Source organism: Acinetobacter sp. CIP 53.82 (assembly GCF_000369465.1).
In the GTDB taxonomy this organism is placed as follows: Bacteria; Pseudomonadota; Gammaproteobacteria; order Pseudomonadales; family Moraxellaceae; genus Acinetobacter; species Acinetobacter indicus.
In genome coordinates, this window is the sequence record NZ_KB850046.1 from 70,047 (window position 1) to 85,176 (window position 15,130).

The following is a 15,130-nucleotide window of genomic DNA, read 5'->3' on the forward strand; positions in this document are numbered from 1 at the left end:
TGTTCCGGCTTCAGCGTGTATATCGTTTTTCATCTTGTCGTTACCTCATTTTCCCAAATGAGTCACCGGTATTTTTTGCTATGGGTTCTGCCTTTCTGCTTTTTATTCTTTTTTATTCAGTAGCGCATGACAGCCAAAACTCGCCCACAGCAAGACCCGAGAGTCTGCCGATGAATCCTTTATTTACGTTATGAATCAGATTTTTTAGACACAACTATCCTGAGGATGTTCATCCTGAACATCCTGGCTATTTTTCTATGACATTAATTACAGAATGCAGCAATTCCGGTCTGTGCACGGCCCAGAATTAAGGCATGTACGTCATGGGTACCCTCATAGGTATTCACTACTTCCAGATTCACCAGATGACGCGCTACACCAAATTCATCAGAAATGCCGTTACCACCCATCATGTCACGGGCCAAACGGGCAATATCCAGTGCCTTGCCACAGTTATTACGCTTGATTAAAGATGTTCCTTCAATCGAGGCAATACCTTCATCTTTCATGCGACCAAAACGTAATGCTGCCTGCAAGCCAAGAGCAATTTCAGTCTGCATATCGGCCAGTTTTTTCTGGATTAACTGATTGGCAGCCAAAGGACGACCAAACTGTTTACGGTCCATGGTGTACTGATGTGCGGTATGCCAGCAGAACTCCGCCGCACCCATCGCACCCCAGGCAATGCCATAACGGGCACTGTTCAGACAGGTAAATGGACCTTTTAAGCCACGGACTTCTGGGAAAGCATTTTCTTCTGGGACAAATACGTTATCCATTACAATTTCACCGGTGATGGAAGCACGTAAACCGACCTTGCCGTGAATCGCAGGCGCAGACAGCCCTTCCCAGCCTTTTTCCAGAATAAAGCCGCGAATGTCACCGACATTGCCTTCAGGTGAAACTTCTTTGGCCCAGACCACAAATACATCGGCAATTGGGCTGTTGGTAATCCACATTTTTGCGCCCGTTAAGCGATAACCGCCATCGACTTTTTTGGCACGGGTAATCATGCTGCCCGGGTCAGAACCATGATCCGGTTCGGTCAGACCAAAGCAGCCAATATATTCACCCGTAGCTAATTTTGGTAAATACTTCTGTTTTTGTTCTTCCGAGCCAAATTCATTAATTGGCACCATCACCAGCGAGCTTTGTACACTGGCCATAGAACGGTAGCCTGAATCGACACGTTCAACTTCACGGGCAATCAGACCATAGCTGACATAATTTAAACCAGCACCGCCGTATTGTTCCGGAATGGTTGGGCCTAGTAGGCCTAGCTCGCCCATTTCACGGAAAATGGTCGGATCGGTTTTTTCATGACGAAACTGTTCCAGTACACGTGGCATCAGCTTGTCCTGACAATAGGCCGCAGCAGTATCACGGATCATGCGTTCTTCTGCAGTCAGCTGCTGCTCCAGCAGGAATGGGTCTTTCCAGTCAAAATGTACTTTACGGCCTGAATGTGAATTTACCATTTGATTCATAGCTTCCTCTGCCTGAATGATGTTCTCGTTGTTTGTGTTGATACTATGTGTGAAAAATAATATTTTCAAACGAGATTTTTTAATGCAGATATGCATTCTCCGCATATCTTAAATAAGCATATTCATACTGGAGCTGCGCATCGCTCTAAAACCTGTGAAGAAACAATAAAAAATAAACAAATTGGCGATCATAGTGCCTTCATCTATGCTATTTTCAAATACCTGTGCAGATAAAGGATGATCTGAAATGCGGCGTAATATTCCCTCTTTACAGGCCTTGCTCTGCTTTGAGTCGGCAGCCAAGCATTGCAGTTATACTCATGCCTCGCAAGAACTGTTTATTACCCAGAGTGCGGTTTCCCGGCAAATCCAGCAGCTGGAAGAATTTCTTGGCTTAAGCCTGTTTATCCGGACCCGGCATGGAGTCGAACTGACACCTGCAGGACAGCATTATTATAAAAGTATCAAACCCTATTTACTGGGGCTGGAGCAAAGCACGCTCGATGTGATGTCGCATAAAGGATTAGGTGGCACCTTAAAACTGGGTGTGGTACCGACCTTTGCCACGCGCTGGCTGGTGCCGAAGCTGCATCGTTTTAACCAGCGCTATCCGGAAATTACCATCCATTTGGAAACCAGCACCAAGCCGTTTTTATTTAATGAAAATATTTTTGATGCGGCCATTTATGCGGGCACGCAGCAGCAGATTGATCATTGGCCCGGAATCCACACCCATTTTTTAATGAAGGAAGATGTGGTGCCGGTGTGCTCACCACAGCTGATTGCCCGGCATTTTCCTGCGGCACAAAAAAGCCATCGCTATGGTTATAACCTGGCTGCTGAACAATTGCAGCAACTGCCCTTATTACAGCAAACCACACGACCGACCATCTGGCAGGAATGGTTTCAGACCCAGCAGATTGAGCATGCCCATCCGTATGATGGACAGCGTCATGAACTGTTTTCGATGCTGGCTGTGGCCGCCAGTCATGGCATGGGCATGGCGCTCATCCCGCAAATGCTGATTCAGCAGGAATTAACCAGCGGTGAACTGGTACTGGCCTCAGATCAGCAGCTCAGCGGCCGGCGCTCCTATTATCTGGTGCATTCTAGTCAGGAAAATTCAGTTTTAATTCAGAAATTTGTAGAATGGATGCAACAGGAAGTCACGCACAGTATCGCCACACAGGAATCTGCCTATGCCTAAACTGATTGTTTTCTCCGGCGCCGGAATGAGTGTCGAAAGCGGGATCAATACCTTCCGTGATAGTGATGGATTGTGGGAACAGCATCGGGTGGAAGATGTGGCCACACCGGAAGCTTGGGCCAAAAATCCGGCGCTGGTGCAGCGTTTTTATAATGAACGACGCAAAAATATTCTGAATGCCCAGCCCAACGCGGCACATCAACTGATTGCCGAACTGGAACAGTATTTTGATGTGGCTGTTATTACCCAGAATATTGATGATCTGCATGAACGTGCCGGTAGCCAGCAGGTATTACATTTGCATGGCAATATCCGGCTGGCCAAAACCTCCGGTCCCGATGCACAAACCACTACCCGCTTTTACCCGATTGAAGGCGCCGAGCTGGATTTGGAACGCGATGTCTGTGATGCGGGTTATCCGCTACGGCCACACGTGGTCTGGTTTGGTGAGGCGGTACCGGCCTATGAACAAGCGATTGAATGGGTGCAGGATGCCGACATTTTTATTGTGATTGGCAGCAGTCTGGCAGTCTACCCGGTGGCTGGTCTGGTTCATGAAATTCCGGCCAGCTGTCAGGCCTTTTATATTGATCCGAAAGCCAATCAGCAGCATTTACCAGCACAATATGAATGTATTGCCGCCACTGCAACCCAAGGTTTGGCACAGTTAAAGCCGCGTCTGCTGGCGGCCCTGTAAGTTGAATCAAAACCATCGGTCAAACACAAAAGGCTCAAAACCAATATATGACCTTGAGCCTTTGCTGTTTTACTGAAGCAGTCAGTGTCTTAGCTGACTTGGGCAAAAACTGCTTCCGGTGGTGTTACCTCACTGACCAGATTATGCAGGGCAAAAATTTCATCCAGCTGTTCCTGAGTCAGTAATTCCTGCTCCAGTACCACCTGCTGAATGGTTTTGTTTTCAGCAATACACAGTTTCCCGATTTCATCACATTTGGCATGACCTAGAATCGGATCAAGCAAAGTGACAATACCGACGCTACGCATCACCGCATCATGGCAAGCCTGTTCATTGGCCTGAATGCCCTGAATACATTTCTCATCCAGACTTTTCATGGCTTGAGTCAATAACTGGATGGATTCATGAATCGACACGGCAATCACCGGTTCCATCACGTTTAACTGCAACTGCCCGGCTTCGGCCGCCATGGTCACGGTCAGGTCACTGCCAATCACTTTAAAGGCAATCTGGTTCACCACTTCCGGAATGACCGGATTGACCTTGGCCGGCATAATCGAAGAACCGGCCTGCAACTCCGGTAACCGGATTTCCCCCAGACCAGTACGCGGGCCAGAACTTAATAAACGCAGGTCATTACAGATTTTCGATAATTTCACTGCCAGACGTTTCAGTGTGCTGGATAAAATGATGAAAACCCCACAGTCGCTGGTGGCTTCAACATAATCTTCTGCGCCAATTAACGGCAGACCACTAATTTCTTTTAACGCTTGTACCGCTTCCTGGGCATAACCTTTAGGGGTATTTACACCCGTACCAATCGCGGTAGCGCCGAGGTTAATTTCCAATAACAACTGACGAGTCCGGTCAATCAGTTTTAAATCTTCTTTTAACAGGGTGGCAAAAGCCCGGAACTCCTGCCCCAAGGTCATCGGCACGGCATCTTGCAGCTGGGTCCGGCCCATTTTCAGCACATACTGAAATTCAGCTACTTTCTTGTAGAAACTGTCAATCAGGTTACGCATCTGTACGAACAGATCATCCAGACTGTAATACGTGGCTAAACGCAAGGCTGTCGGATAGACATCATTGGTGGATTGCGACTTATTAACATGATCATTCGGATGAATGGAAAAATAACTGCCTTTTTCCAGACCCAGATGTTCTAAGGCGATATTGGCAATCACCTCATTACTGTTCATATTAATCGATGTTCCGGCACCGCCCTGATAAACATCTAAAGGGAAATGCGCACGCCATGCAGCAGGCTGTTCAATCAGCTGGTCACAGGCATACTGAATCGCCTCAGCCACCTGCGGGGAGATTTTCTCAAACTGTAAATTGGTTTGTGCAGATGCTTTTTTCACTTGCGCCAAAGCACGAATGAAATGCAGGTTTTCACCGACCTGCTGATTGGAGATCTGGAAGTTCTCCAAGGCACGCAAGGTATGAATACCATAATAACTGTCTGCCGGCACTTCTTTAGCACCTAGCAAATCATGCTCTATTCTTGTTTTCTCTGTCTGAACCGTAATCACACTGTTTACTCACTATTTCGCACCAATATTGTGCATAAGAAAATCTTAAACCTGTGCCAGCCTGAAACTACACAAGATTGATACGCTTTTTGAAATATTTAATTACATATTCTTTCTAAATGTACGGGATGTAACATAATGTAAATTTACTCCATTTTTAAGCCAGATTTAACAGATTCTCTCCATATTTGCAAAAATAAAAATATTCACCGCTTTATTCAAAATTTTGACTTAATAATTTTCCGCTCATTGCTCCCATTTTTTCAATTGTATCTAAAGCTACAAACTGCAACACAAGACCGCTATAAATCCCGTCTAAATGTTACAGAACGTAATTTTAATTCCATGCTTGAATCAGCTCCTTGAAAAAATGCGCAAAAAATCATCTCGGATGGATGAACGCTTACAGACAAAGGATGGGCATATGAGTCAACTGAATCCCACATTAATTACCTTTATATTTTATATCGTGGCCATGATCGGTATCGGGCTGTATGCCTACAAGGCCACCACAGATTTCTCGGATTATATTCTTGGGGGCCGCAGTCTGGGTAGCGTGGTGACTGCGCTTTCTGCCGGCGCATCGGATATGAGCGGCTGGCTGCTGATGGGTTTACCCGGTGCAATCTATCTGGCCGGATTATCTGAAGCCTGGATCGCCATCGGCCTGATTATTGGTGCATGGTTAAACTGGCTTCTGGTCGCCGAGCGTTTGCGGGTTCATACCGAAGTACAAAACAATGCCCTGACCCTGCCGGATTATTTCACCAGCCGTTTTGGCGACCGCAAGAAAATTTTGCGCGTCAGTTCAGCACTGGTGATTCTGGTATTTTTCGCGATTTACTGTGCATCCGGCATGGTGGCCGGTGCGCGTTTATTTGAAAGCCTGTTTGGCTGGTCCTATACCACGGCGCTGTGGATTGGCGCGATAGCCACCATCAGCTATGTCTGTATTGGCGGCTTCCTGGCAATTAGCTGGACCGATACCTTCCAGGCCGGGCTGATGATTTTTGCCCTGCTGATTACTCCCATCATGACCTATCTGGCACTGGGTAATCATAGCCAGCAGATTGGTCTGTTACTGGAAACTGCGCGCCCACATGCCACGCAGATGCTGTCCGGTTTAAGTTTTATTGCTATTTTATCTTCTTTGGCATGGGGCTTAGGCTATTTTGGACAACCGCATATTCTGGTTCGCTTTATGGCAGCCGACTCGGTCAAAACCATTCCAGCGGCGCGTAAAATTGGCATGAGCTGGATGATCCTCTGCTTGGGCGGCGCGGTGGGTGCCGGTTTCATTGCCATTGCCTATTTCCAGCAATTTCCAGAACTGGCGGCTGTGGTGAATCAGAACCCTGAAACCGTGTTTATGGAGCTGACCAAAATCCTGTTTAATCCGTGGATTGCCGGGATTATTCTGGCCGCCATTTTAGCCGCGGTCATGAGTACACTCAGCTGCCAGTTACTGGTCTGCTCCAGTACCTTAACTGAAGATTTGTACAAAGCCTTTTTACGCAAAAATGCCTCACAAAAAGAGCTGGTCTGGGTCGGCCGTTTTATGGTGCTGTTGATTGCAATGCTGGCAATCTGGCTGGCCAGCAATCCATCGAGTAAAGTCCTGGGGCTGGTGGCCTATGCCTGGGCCGGATTTGGCGCGGCTTTTGGTCCTCTCATTATTCTGTCGCTGTTCTGGAAACGCATGACCCTGAAAGGCGCGATTGCCGGGATGCTAGTCGGTGCGATGACCGTGATTGTCTGGAAAAATGTCATGGCCGATACCGGACTCTATGAAATTATTCCCGGCTTTATTCTGGCCAGCCTGAGTATTGTAATAGTCAGTCTGCTCGACCGGACACCAAGTACAGAGGTGATTGAACGCTTTGAACAGTCAGATGCCGAGTACAAAAAAGCCATGCAGGAAATGAACAGCTAGCACAGCAATCTACCGAATTGATTGATCATCCATAAAAAAAGGAGCTTCGGCTCCTTTTGGGTTTTAATGGAAAATACAGACAAAGATGACGGTTTATTTGGCCTTGTGCTGATATTTCAGTTTCAATTGCGAGCTTTCCTTAATCACTTCCATCACCGGATAACTGCGGGTTTCTTTCACCCCCGGCAACTGCCATAAAATTTGCCCGGAAATCTTGCGGAATTCTTCCATATTGGCGCAGCGGATTTTGACTACAAAATCGAAACCACCACTAATCATGTGACATTCCACAATTTCCGGATGCTGCAAAATCGCATCTGAAAATTCCTCCAGTACATTCGGCGTGGTTTTATCCAGCAGAATTTCCACAAATACCACAAAACTGCTATTCAGCAACTCCGGATTCAGCTTGGCTTCATAGCCCAAAATAAAGCCATCTTTACTCAGTTTCTGTACCCGCGCCAGCGCAGCAGTTGGCGATAAATTGACGGCTTCTGCCAGTTTAATATTTGAAATCCGGCCATCTTTTTGCAGAATATCCAGAATTTTAATGTCAGTGCGATCCAGGCTCATCATTCCATTCATAATCCGTATTTATCTCTAAAAATAACAAAAATTATAGTGAGTTATTTGGCATATTTTCTGTGATCATAAATTATATAAGGTACACCGTTCAACTAAAATATATCGTCACAGGATGTTGGCATGAACATGATGGATAGCGAAACCCATTTCGACGACGCAAAACCGCATTTGGATTACATCACTGAATTCAAAGAAAAAAATGAGGCAGAAATTGCCATTAATACGGCATGGCGTCGCCCTGAAAGTGAATGTGTCAGCCATTTACTCGAGCACAGTGAAATTCCTGATGCACTGAACAGCCAGATTTATGAGCTGGCTTTTCAGCTGGCCCACTCCCTGCGTGAACGTAAAAATTCCAGCGGCAAAGCCGGTCTGGTGCAAGGCCTGTTGCAAGAGTTCTCCCTCTCTTCACAAGAAGGCATCGCCCTGATGTGTCTGGCCGAAGCGCTATTACGTATTCCTGATACCGCAACCCGTGATCTGCTGATCCGCGACAAGATCAACCAGGGCAACTGGAAAGAGCATTTAGGTCAAAGTAACCTGATGTTTGTGAATGCAGCGGCCTGGGGCTTAATGCTGACCGGCAAGCTGATGGAAACCCCGAAACAGAACAGCTTAAGCGGTATTCTGACTGGCCTGCTGGCGCGCAGTGGCCGTGGTATTATCCGTAAAGCGGTAGATGTGGCGATGCGGATGATGGGCGAGCAGTTTGTCACCGGCGAAACCATTAGCGAAGCCCTGCAACACGCCGAACCTTTAGAAGAAAAAGGTTTCCGTTATTCTTATGACATGCTCGGTGAAGCAGCCCTGACCGAACACGATGCAGAGCGTTATTTTGATGACTATCAAAATGCCATTCACGCCATTGGCCAGGCCTCTAAAGATAAAGATGTTTATACCGGCCCGGGGATTTCGATCAAGCTCTCTGCCCTGCATCCACGTTATCAGCGTGCCCAGATTGACCGCGTGCATACCGAACTGTATGACAAGGTGCTGCAACTGGCGGTGCTGGCCAAAGACTATAATATTGGCCTGAATATTGATGCCGAAGAATCTGAACGACTGGAAATGTCTTTAGAGTTGCTGGAGCGTCTGTGTTTTGAACCGGCACTGGATAACTGGAAAGGCATTGGCTTTGTGATTCAGGCCTACCAGAAACGCTGCTTCTATGTGGTAGATTATGTGGTCGATCTGGCCAAACGCAGCCAGAAACGCCTGATGATCCGTCTGGTGAAAGGCGCCTATTGGGACAGCGAAATCAAGAAAGCGCAAATTGATGGCATGTCGGATTATCCAGTGTTTACCCGTAAAGTGCATACCGATCTGTCCTATATTGCCTGTGCGAAAAAATTACTGGCGGCACCGGAACAGATTTATCCGCAGTTTGCGACTCACAATGCCCAGACGCTGGCCACGATTTATCATCTGGCCGATCCGGCGCGTTACTACGCTGGCCAATACGAATTCCAATGCCTGCATGGCATGGGCGAGCCATTATATGAAAATGTGGTCGGCTCGAAACAGCAGCAGAAGCTCGGCGTGCCGTGCCGTATTTATGCGCCGGTCGGTAACCATGAAACCCTGCTGGCTTATCTGGTACGTCGTTTGCTGGAAAATGGTGCTAATACCTCTTTCGTCAACCGTATTGCCGATAAGACCCTGAACATTGAAGATCTGATCGAAAATCCACATCAGACTATTTTAGCCACGGCTCAACAGAAACAGAAAGTCGGCCAGAAACATCCGGCGATTCCCTTACCGCATGAGTTATATGGCGAGCAGCGCGACAACTCTGCTGGCCTGGACTTAGCCAATGATCAGGACTTGGCGGCATTAAATACAACCGCGCAGAGTTTGCATCAGCATCAATGGACTGCCCTGCCCATGGGTGAAGGCTTAACCACCGAAGACAGTGCCGATGTACACGCGATTTTAAACCCGGCTCAACATCAGGATATTGTTGGTCATGTACAGGAAGCCACAGCAGCACAGGTCAATCAGGCCCTAGAAAATGCGGTACAGGCACAAGCCGTCTGGGCCAATATTTCCAAACATGAACGCGCACAATGTCTGGAACGTGCTGCCGATTTAATGCAGGCACGCCTGCAACCGCTCATGCTGCTCCTCTGCCGCGAAAGTGGCAAGACCTATGGCAATGCCATTGCCGAAGTGCGTGAAGCAATTGATTTCCTGCGCTACTATGCCGCGCAAATGCGTGATCTGGACATCAATACCCAGATCATTCCGCTAGGGCCGGTGCTGTGTATCAGCCCGTGGAATTTCCCGCTGGCGATTTTTAGCGGCCAGATTGCCGCGGCACTGGTGGCTGGCAATACCGTTCTGGCCAAACCGGCCGAGCAGACCCCGCTGATTGCAGCGCAAGCGGTGCAGATTTTATGGGATGCCGGCATTCCGCAAAATGTACTGCAACTGCTGCCGGGACGCGGTGAAACAGTCGGTGCGCAGCTGAGTCAGGATGAACGGATTCAGGGGATTATGTTTACCGGCTCGACTGAAGTCGCCAAAATCCTGAATCAGACCGTGGCCAAACGTTTAAGCCAGACTGGTGGTGCCATTCCGCTCATTGCGGAAACTGGCGGGCAAAACGCCATGATTGTCGATTCTTCAGCCCTGACTGAACAGGTGATTCTGGATGCGGTCAGCTCTGCTTACGACAGTGCCGGTCAGCGCTGCTCGGCCCTGCGAATTTTATGTGTGCAGGAAGATAATGCCGACACGGTGCTGACCATGCTCAAAGGTGCCATGCAGCAGTTACGCGTGGGTAATCCTTATGTGCTAAAAACCGACATTGGTCCGGTGATTGACCTGGAAGCGCAGAACAATATTGAGCGTCATATTGAAAAAATGCGCATTAAGGGCTATCCGGTGCATCAGTTGATGTGGAATAAGCAAAGCGATGCAAGCTTGCAACACGGCACTTTTGTACCACCAACGCTGATTGAACTGCCGCATCTGGATGATCTGGAGCGCGAAGTGTTTGGCCCGGTACTGCATGTGATTCGCTACCGTTATGGACAGCTTGATCAACTGCTGGCGCAAATCAATGCCAAAGGTTATGGCCTGACCATGGGCTTGCATACCCGTATTGATGAAACCATTCATAGCGTGATTGCCCAGGCCGAAGTCGGCAACCTGTATATCAACCGTAATATTGTCGGTGCTGTGGTCGGGGTGCAACCTTTTGGCGGCGAAGGCCTGTCGGGGACCGGACCTAAGGCCGGTGGACCGCTGTATCTCTACCGCTTAATGCAATACTGCTCGCAGAAAAAACTGGCTCAACCATTTGCGGCGCAGGCTCTGCATCCAGCAGCAATGCCTGCCCTGTATAGCCAACTGGTGGACTGGGTACAGGCTGAGTTCCCGCAGCAGCTAATTCAGCTGCCGGAGAAAATTGCCACGGGTCAGAGCTTCAATCTGACTGGTCCAACCGGTGAAAGTAATCAGTATACGATTTTGCCACGTCATGCCGTGCTATCCCTGGCTGAACAGGAGCTGGATCAGATTCATCAGTTACTGGCAATTTTTGCAGTCGGCAGTCAGCCGGTGGTTCTGGCAGAAAACCGCTTCATGCTGAAATATCTGCCGAAAATGCCGCCAGAGATTGCCCAGCGGATTCGCGTGATCCCAGACCTGCTGCATGGCGATTACGATGCAGTGCTGCATCATGGTAGTTCGGTACAATTGCTGGAATTACAGCAAACGGTAGCGCAGCGTGCCGGAGCAATTGTCGGCATCAGCCATCTCAAACCGAATGATCCGAAAATTCCGCTGGAACGTCTGGTGATTGAACGGGCCATCAGCATTAATACTGCTGCAGCTGGAGGGAACGCCAGCCTGATGACGCTGGATTAAAGCCACCCCTTTTCATGGTGTTATTCCTCTTTGCCAAACCAACTCTCCCTGGTCTCTGTTGGTTTGGCTTTTTTTATCTTTGCTCTCGCAAGTGATCTATTTCCCGGCTTTAATCTGCCGATCTGTTGAGCCGAAGCTCGATTTCTCCCGTCACACTATCGCAATTTAAGGTTTGCACAGAATATCTTTAGGCATCTGCCTGAAACTTTGTTACCATCCCCTGTCTCAATGGGTTTGTGATTTTTACTGCATATGACTTCATCTTATCAGCAACAACTTGATGCCAAAGTTGCACGTATTTCTGCACAGTTTGCCGAATTTAATCCTCCAACGCTGGAGGTGTTTGTCTCGCCTGAACAGCATTTCCGTATGCGTGCAGAATTCCGGATTTGGCATACCGAAGATGACCTGTTTTATGCCATGTTTGAACGCAATGAGCAGCAGAACAAAAAAGTCATTCGTATTGATGAATTTCCAATTGCCGATGCCAGCATCAACCAGTTAATGCCGGTACTGCTGAATGCCTTAAAAGCAGAACCGCTGTTATCCAATCGCCTGTTTGAAGTGCATTTTCTGGCGACCTTAAAAGGTGAAATGCTGGTTTCACTGATTTATCGCTGTCCATTAACTGCAGAGTGGGAAGCGCTGGCCAAACAGCTGGCCGAGCAACTACAGATTAAAATTATTGGCCGGAGCCGTGGCCAGAAACTGGTACTGAGCGATGAGTTTGTGGTGGAAGAACTGCAGGTCTTTGAACGCCAGTATCAATACAAACAGATTGAAAGCAGCTTTACCCAACCGAATGCGCGCGTTTGCCAGCACATGCTGGAATGGGCCTGTACGGCTGCCGGACACTCTAATCAGGACCTGTTAGAGCTGTACTGTGGTAATGGTAACTTTACCCTGCCACTGTCGACCCGTTTTAATCGCGTCTTAGCCACAGAACTGGCCAAATCTTCAGTCTATGCGGCGCAGTGGAATATTGAGCAGAACCAGATTGACAATATTCAGGTGGCGCGTTTATCTGCCGAAGAATTTACCCAGGCCTACAACGGCGAGCGTGAATTCCGCCGTTTGCAGGAAGCCGGCATTGAGATGTCCAGCTATCAGTTTGATACCGTGTTTGTAGACCCACCACGTGCCGGTATTGATGCCGAAACCTTAAAACTGTTGCAGCGTTTTGAGCGGATTATTTATATCTCCTGTAATCCGGATACGCTGCATGACAATTTGCAGACTTTGGCCAGCACCCACAAGATCACCCAATTTGCCCTGTTTGACCAATTCCCTTATACCCATCATGTGGAATCTGGTGTCTTACTGGAAAAGATCTAAAACAATTTGTTTCAAATTATATTATTCAGTCCGAAAAGGAAGATTTTTTAATCTTCCTTTTTTCTTATAAAAATAAGCAACTTAGTTATAATCAAGGCTTATAGCCATCATAATTACGTTTAAACTGTTACAAGCTATCGAAATTTCTAGAGTCTGTTTGCTGCTTTTATCACTTTAGTCGACTTGCATTAATTTTTAAATTGGCTATATTTCGAGCTATGTTAGGTTGCAAATGAAGGCTCTATGAGTTTTTGGCAAAAGCTGTTCGCTCAGGAACAGCAAAACGAGCATAAGAATCAGATTGCTTGTGTTGAAAATGATTGCTCTTGTAAGACAAATGAACAGCTTCTTGAAGCTTTAGCAAAAGCGACAGATGAAGATGTGATTATCGGTATTAAAAAGGTTCTCGCTTCGCGCGGCTATAGCCGTAAAGAGTTGAATGAACTTCAACATTTACCCCTGCAATAGCAGAGTCTGACCACAGAAAAAGGCATTTAGAATTTCTAGGTGCCTTTTTTATTGGTCTGATTTTAATCAGATTTCTTAGTTTTGACATTTTTTTCATGTATGCTCAAGGGCTTAGATCAGTCTTGATCGTATTTTTAATTCAATACATAACAATAAGGACACCATGATGAACAACAAAATGATCGGCGCTCTTACCCTTCCACTGCTCTGCCTGGCCCTCACAGGCTGCGACCGTATGCCGGCAGAATGTGAAGAAGCCTGGGACAAGATGGAAAGCTTGAGCACAAAAATGGGGCTTTCGGAAGAACAACGTCAATTCCAGAAAAAACAGTTTGAGGCCGGAATCAAAGAAATGTCGACTGAAGATGCCAAACGCCTCTGCAGCCAGCAAACCCAGACCCTGGGCATTATTGGCCAGTAGATTTTTCTGGCTCAGTCGCGCAGGCTGAATCATCAATATACGCCAGCATCGGGCCAACTGCGCGGTACTGGCGATGGCGTTTTAAGGCCGCAATATACACAGAAGATACTGAACCATCCAAGTACAGCGCATTCGGTGTCTTAAGCTGCTGCTGAAACAGCCGGGCAAAGTCATAAAAATTTATTGGCTGCTGGCTGATCACAAAATACAGGGTGGAATCCTTCAGCCCAACGCCATTGCGGATTTTTCTGGAATCGGAATCCGGAATAAAGTTTGGGTTAATTTTTCCGTCAATCACCAGCATCGGGCCAGATTGGGTGGCATATTTCGGTTGCACATTGGCCTGCTGATACTGCTGGGTGGTCATCAACAGTGGCTGCTTGTCCCAGGCCAGTACCCCATTCGGCTGAATCAGAAAATTGCCCCAGCCTTGGGTCTGGGTATTTAACTGGCTTACCCTCTTGCCCTCTTCAATATACAGCCCGACGGGTGCATAATCAGCATGGAACATCCCGGCATTCATGGCAAATTCCAGCTGCTGGCACGGTTGCAGATCATCCTGGAGCGCAGTGAAATAACGATAGGGCTGCTGTGCTGTATTCTTTAATACCAGCTTCAGCTGCGCCATTGATCGGATTTCCGTGACATCAAAATCACCCAGCCTATGTTTCAGCTGCCAGCTGTAGATTTTCGGCTGTGCCTGTGCCCAGTTTGCACTGCAAGCACCCAGCAGAATCAGCAGTTTTAACAGCGGTTTGGCAGTAACTCGTGCAAAGTACTGTCCTAACTTTTTCATTGCATCTGTTCCCTGTTCATCGTTGTATAATTCAGCCATTCTTGTCGCCACCCTGTCGATTCTTGTGCCAAGAAGCAGTACACTAGAGCTTTAAAATACACCTGTCACTTTACTAATGTCACAATGCTCAAGCAGAACACACGGTTCCCTTTAGGGGCGCATCTGATTGTCAAACATTTCGGCTATACCCACCACGGGATTTATGCCGGACGTGGTCGTGTTATTCATTATTCCGGTTTTGCGCATTTATTTAAAAAACATCCCATCGAAATCACCAGCCTAGACAAGTTCAGTCATGGCAAACCGGTGCATGTGCAGCATTATGATCAACCCAAATATAAAGGCCGTAAAGTGGTGCGCCGGATGCGTTCACGGATGCATGAAAATAATTATCACCTGATTATCAACAACTGCGAACATTTATGCACCTGGGCCATTACCGGCGTGGAAAGCAGTCCGCAAGTCTTCCGGATGATGAACCGCTTAACCACCATTGGCTATGTCAGCTCCTTAATGAGCTACATGAACAGCATGATGCTGACCCTGACCACCACCTGTTTTGCCCTAGTACTGTATATTAAAAAGAAATTGCGCGACAAAGCCAAAATGCAGATGCCCACCCATCTGTTTTATAAACGCGATGAAAAGAAATAACACACCGGATCATCTGTAAATCAAATTTTTTTTAATTTAACGTGCTACTTCCTTTCAACGTTTACTTTCCATTTTCAACACCGCATAAAAAAGCCCACTGAGTCCAGCAGGCTTTTTCAATCATCTAGCAAAATGC

General features: G+C 47.4%; 12 protein-coding genes. 8 read left to right on the forward strand and 4 right to left on the reverse strand.

Going from position 1 to position 15,130, the window contains the following annotated elements:
- Nucleotides 1-263 precede the first annotated feature (263 nt).
- Nucleotides 264-1,487: an acyl-CoA dehydrogenase gene (locus F905_RS06010; RefSeq protein ID WP_005178535.1), complete on the reverse strand. Its 1,224-nt coding sequence runs from the start codon at nt 1,485-1,487 to the stop codon at nt 264-266.
- Between the two features lie 247 nt (nt 1,488-1,734).
- Here F905_RS06010 and F905_RS06015 point away from each other — a divergent pair, with 247 nt between their 5' ends.
- Both F905_RS06015 and F905_RS06020 read left to right on the forward strand, forming a co-directional pair.
- A complete protein-coding gene (locus F905_RS06015; protein ID WP_005178537.1) occupies nt 1,735-2,694 on the forward strand; it encodes a LysR substrate-binding domain-containing protein in 960 nt (319 codons plus the stop codon).
- Nucleotides 2,687-3,391: an SIR2 family NAD-dependent protein deacylase gene (locus F905_RS06020; RefSeq protein ID WP_005178540.1), complete on the forward strand. Its 705-nt coding sequence runs from the start codon at nt 2,687-2,689 to the stop codon at nt 3,389-3,391. Before F905_RS06015 ends, F905_RS06020 begins: the two co-directional genes overlap by 8 nt.
- A gap of 89 nt (nt 3,392-3,480) precedes the next feature.
- On the opposite strand, the gene aspA is transcribed toward F905_RS06020, so the two are convergent.
- On the reverse strand, nt 3,481-4,929 hold the full coding sequence (gene aspA, locus F905_RS06025) for an aspartate ammonia-lyase (RefSeq protein ID WP_005178542.1): 1,449 nt from the start codon (nt 4,927-4,929) through the stop codon (nt 3,481-3,483).
- A 424-nt stretch (nt 4,930-5,353) separates the two neighbouring features.
- On the opposite strand from aspA, the gene putP reads away from it, so the two are divergent.
- Nucleotides 5,354-6,862 carry a sodium/proline symporter PutP gene (gene putP / locus F905_RS06030; RefSeq protein ID WP_005178545.1) on the forward strand — a complete coding sequence of 503 codons (1,509 nt, stop codon included), beginning with the start codon at nt 5,354-5,356 and terminating at the stop codon, nt 6,860-6,862.
- A 93-nt stretch (nt 6,863-6,955) separates the two neighbouring features.
- On the opposite strand, the gene F905_RS06035 is transcribed toward putP, so the two are convergent.
- Entirely contained in the window at nt 6,956-7,438 is a 483-nt protein-coding gene (locus F905_RS06035; RefSeq protein WP_005178547.1) for an Lrp/AsnC ligand binding domain-containing protein, read from the reverse strand.
- A 129-nt stretch (nt 7,439-7,567) separates the two neighbouring features.
- On the opposite strand from F905_RS06035, the gene putA reads away from it, so the two are divergent.
- The 4 genes from putA to F905_RS06055 all read left to right on the forward strand — a co-directional run bounded on the left by putA (nt 7,568) and on the right by F905_RS06055 (nt 13,544).
- Nucleotides 7,568-11,320: a trifunctional transcriptional regulator/proline dehydrogenase/L-glutamate gamma-semialdehyde dehydrogenase gene (putA, locus tag F905_RS06040; protein ID WP_005178548.1), complete on the forward strand. Its 3,753-nt coding sequence runs from the start codon at nt 7,568-7,570 to the stop codon at nt 11,318-11,320.
- Nucleotides 11,321-11,572: 252 nt separating this feature from the next.
- Nucleotides 11,573-12,655: a tRNA (uridine(54)-C5)-methyltransferase TrmA gene (gene trmA, locus F905_RS06045; protein WP_005178550.1), complete on the forward strand. Its 1,083-nt coding sequence runs from the start codon at nt 11,573-11,575 to the stop codon at nt 12,653-12,655.
- Nucleotides 12,656-12,898: 243 nt separating this feature from the next.
- Nucleotides 12,899-13,123, forward strand: coding sequence for a hypothetical protein (locus F905_RS06050; protein WP_005178553.1), 225 nt, complete (start codon nt 12,899-12,901; stop codon nt 13,121-13,123).
- Nucleotides 13,124-13,289: 166 nt separating this feature from the next.
- Complete coding sequence (locus tag F905_RS06055; protein ID WP_005178555.1) at nt 13,290-13,544, forward strand: hypothetical protein; 255 nt, start codon at nt 13,290-13,292, stop codon at nt 13,542-13,544.
- Here F905_RS06055 and F905_RS06060 read toward each other — a convergent pair.
- Nucleotides 13,531-14,379, reverse strand: coding sequence for a phosphodiester glycosidase family protein (locus tag F905_RS06060; RefSeq protein ID WP_005178556.1), 849 nt, complete (start codon nt 14,377-14,379; stop codon nt 13,531-13,533). The genes F905_RS06055 and F905_RS06060 overlap by 14 nt on opposite strands.
- Before the next feature lie 84 nt (nt 14,380-14,463).
- Here F905_RS06060 and F905_RS06065 point away from each other — a divergent pair, with 84 nt between their 5' ends.
- The gene (locus F905_RS06065; RefSeq protein WP_005178558.1) at nt 14,464-14,994 is read left to right on the forward strand and encodes a lecithin retinol acyltransferase family protein; all 531 of its coding nucleotides are present in this window, start codon (nt 14,464-14,466) and stop codon (nt 14,992-14,994) included.
- The last annotated feature ends 136 nt before the right edge of the window (nt 14,995-15,130 follow it).

Bases quoted from the DNA above. Each gene is read 5' to 3' on its own strand.
- putP (WP_005178545.1), top strand. From the start codon at position 5,354: ATGAGTCAACTGAATCCCACATTAATTACCTTTATATTTTATATCGTG.
- F905_RS06020 (WP_005178540.1), top strand. From the start codon at position 2,687: ATGCCTAAACTGATTGTTTTCTCCGGCGCCGGAATGAGTGTCGAAAGC.
- F905_RS06050 (WP_005178553.1), top strand. From the start codon at position 12,899: ATGAGTTTTTGGCAAAAGCTGTTCGCTCAGGAACAGCAAAACGAGCAT.
- F905_RS06060 (WP_005178556.1), bottom strand. From the start codon at position 14,379: ATGGCTGAATTATACAACGATGAACAGGGAACAGATGCAATGAAAAAG.
- F905_RS06055 (WP_005178555.1), top strand. From the start codon at position 13,290: ATGAACAACAAAATGATCGGCGCTCTTACCCTTCCACTGCTCTGCCTG.
- F905_RS06035 (WP_005178547.1), bottom strand. From the start codon at position 7,438: ATGATGAGCCTGGATCGCACTGACATTAAAATTCTGGATATTCTGCAA.
- putA (WP_005178548.1), top strand. From the start codon at position 7,568: ATGAACATGATGGATAGCGAAACCCATTTCGACGACGCAAAACCGCAT.
- F905_RS06065 (WP_005178558.1), top strand. From the start codon at position 14,464: ATGCTCAAGCAGAACACACGGTTCCCTTTAGGGGCGCATCTGATTGTC.
- F905_RS06015 (WP_005178537.1), top strand. From the start codon at position 1,735: ATGCGGCGTAATATTCCCTCTTTACAGGCCTTGCTCTGCTTTGAGTCG.
- trmA (WP_005178550.1), top strand. From the start codon at position 11,573: ATGACTTCATCTTATCAGCAACAACTTGATGCCAAAGTTGCACGTATT.
- F905_RS06010 (WP_005178535.1), bottom strand. From the start codon at position 1,487: ATGAATCAAATGGTAAATTCACATTCAGGCCGTAAAGTACATTTTGAC.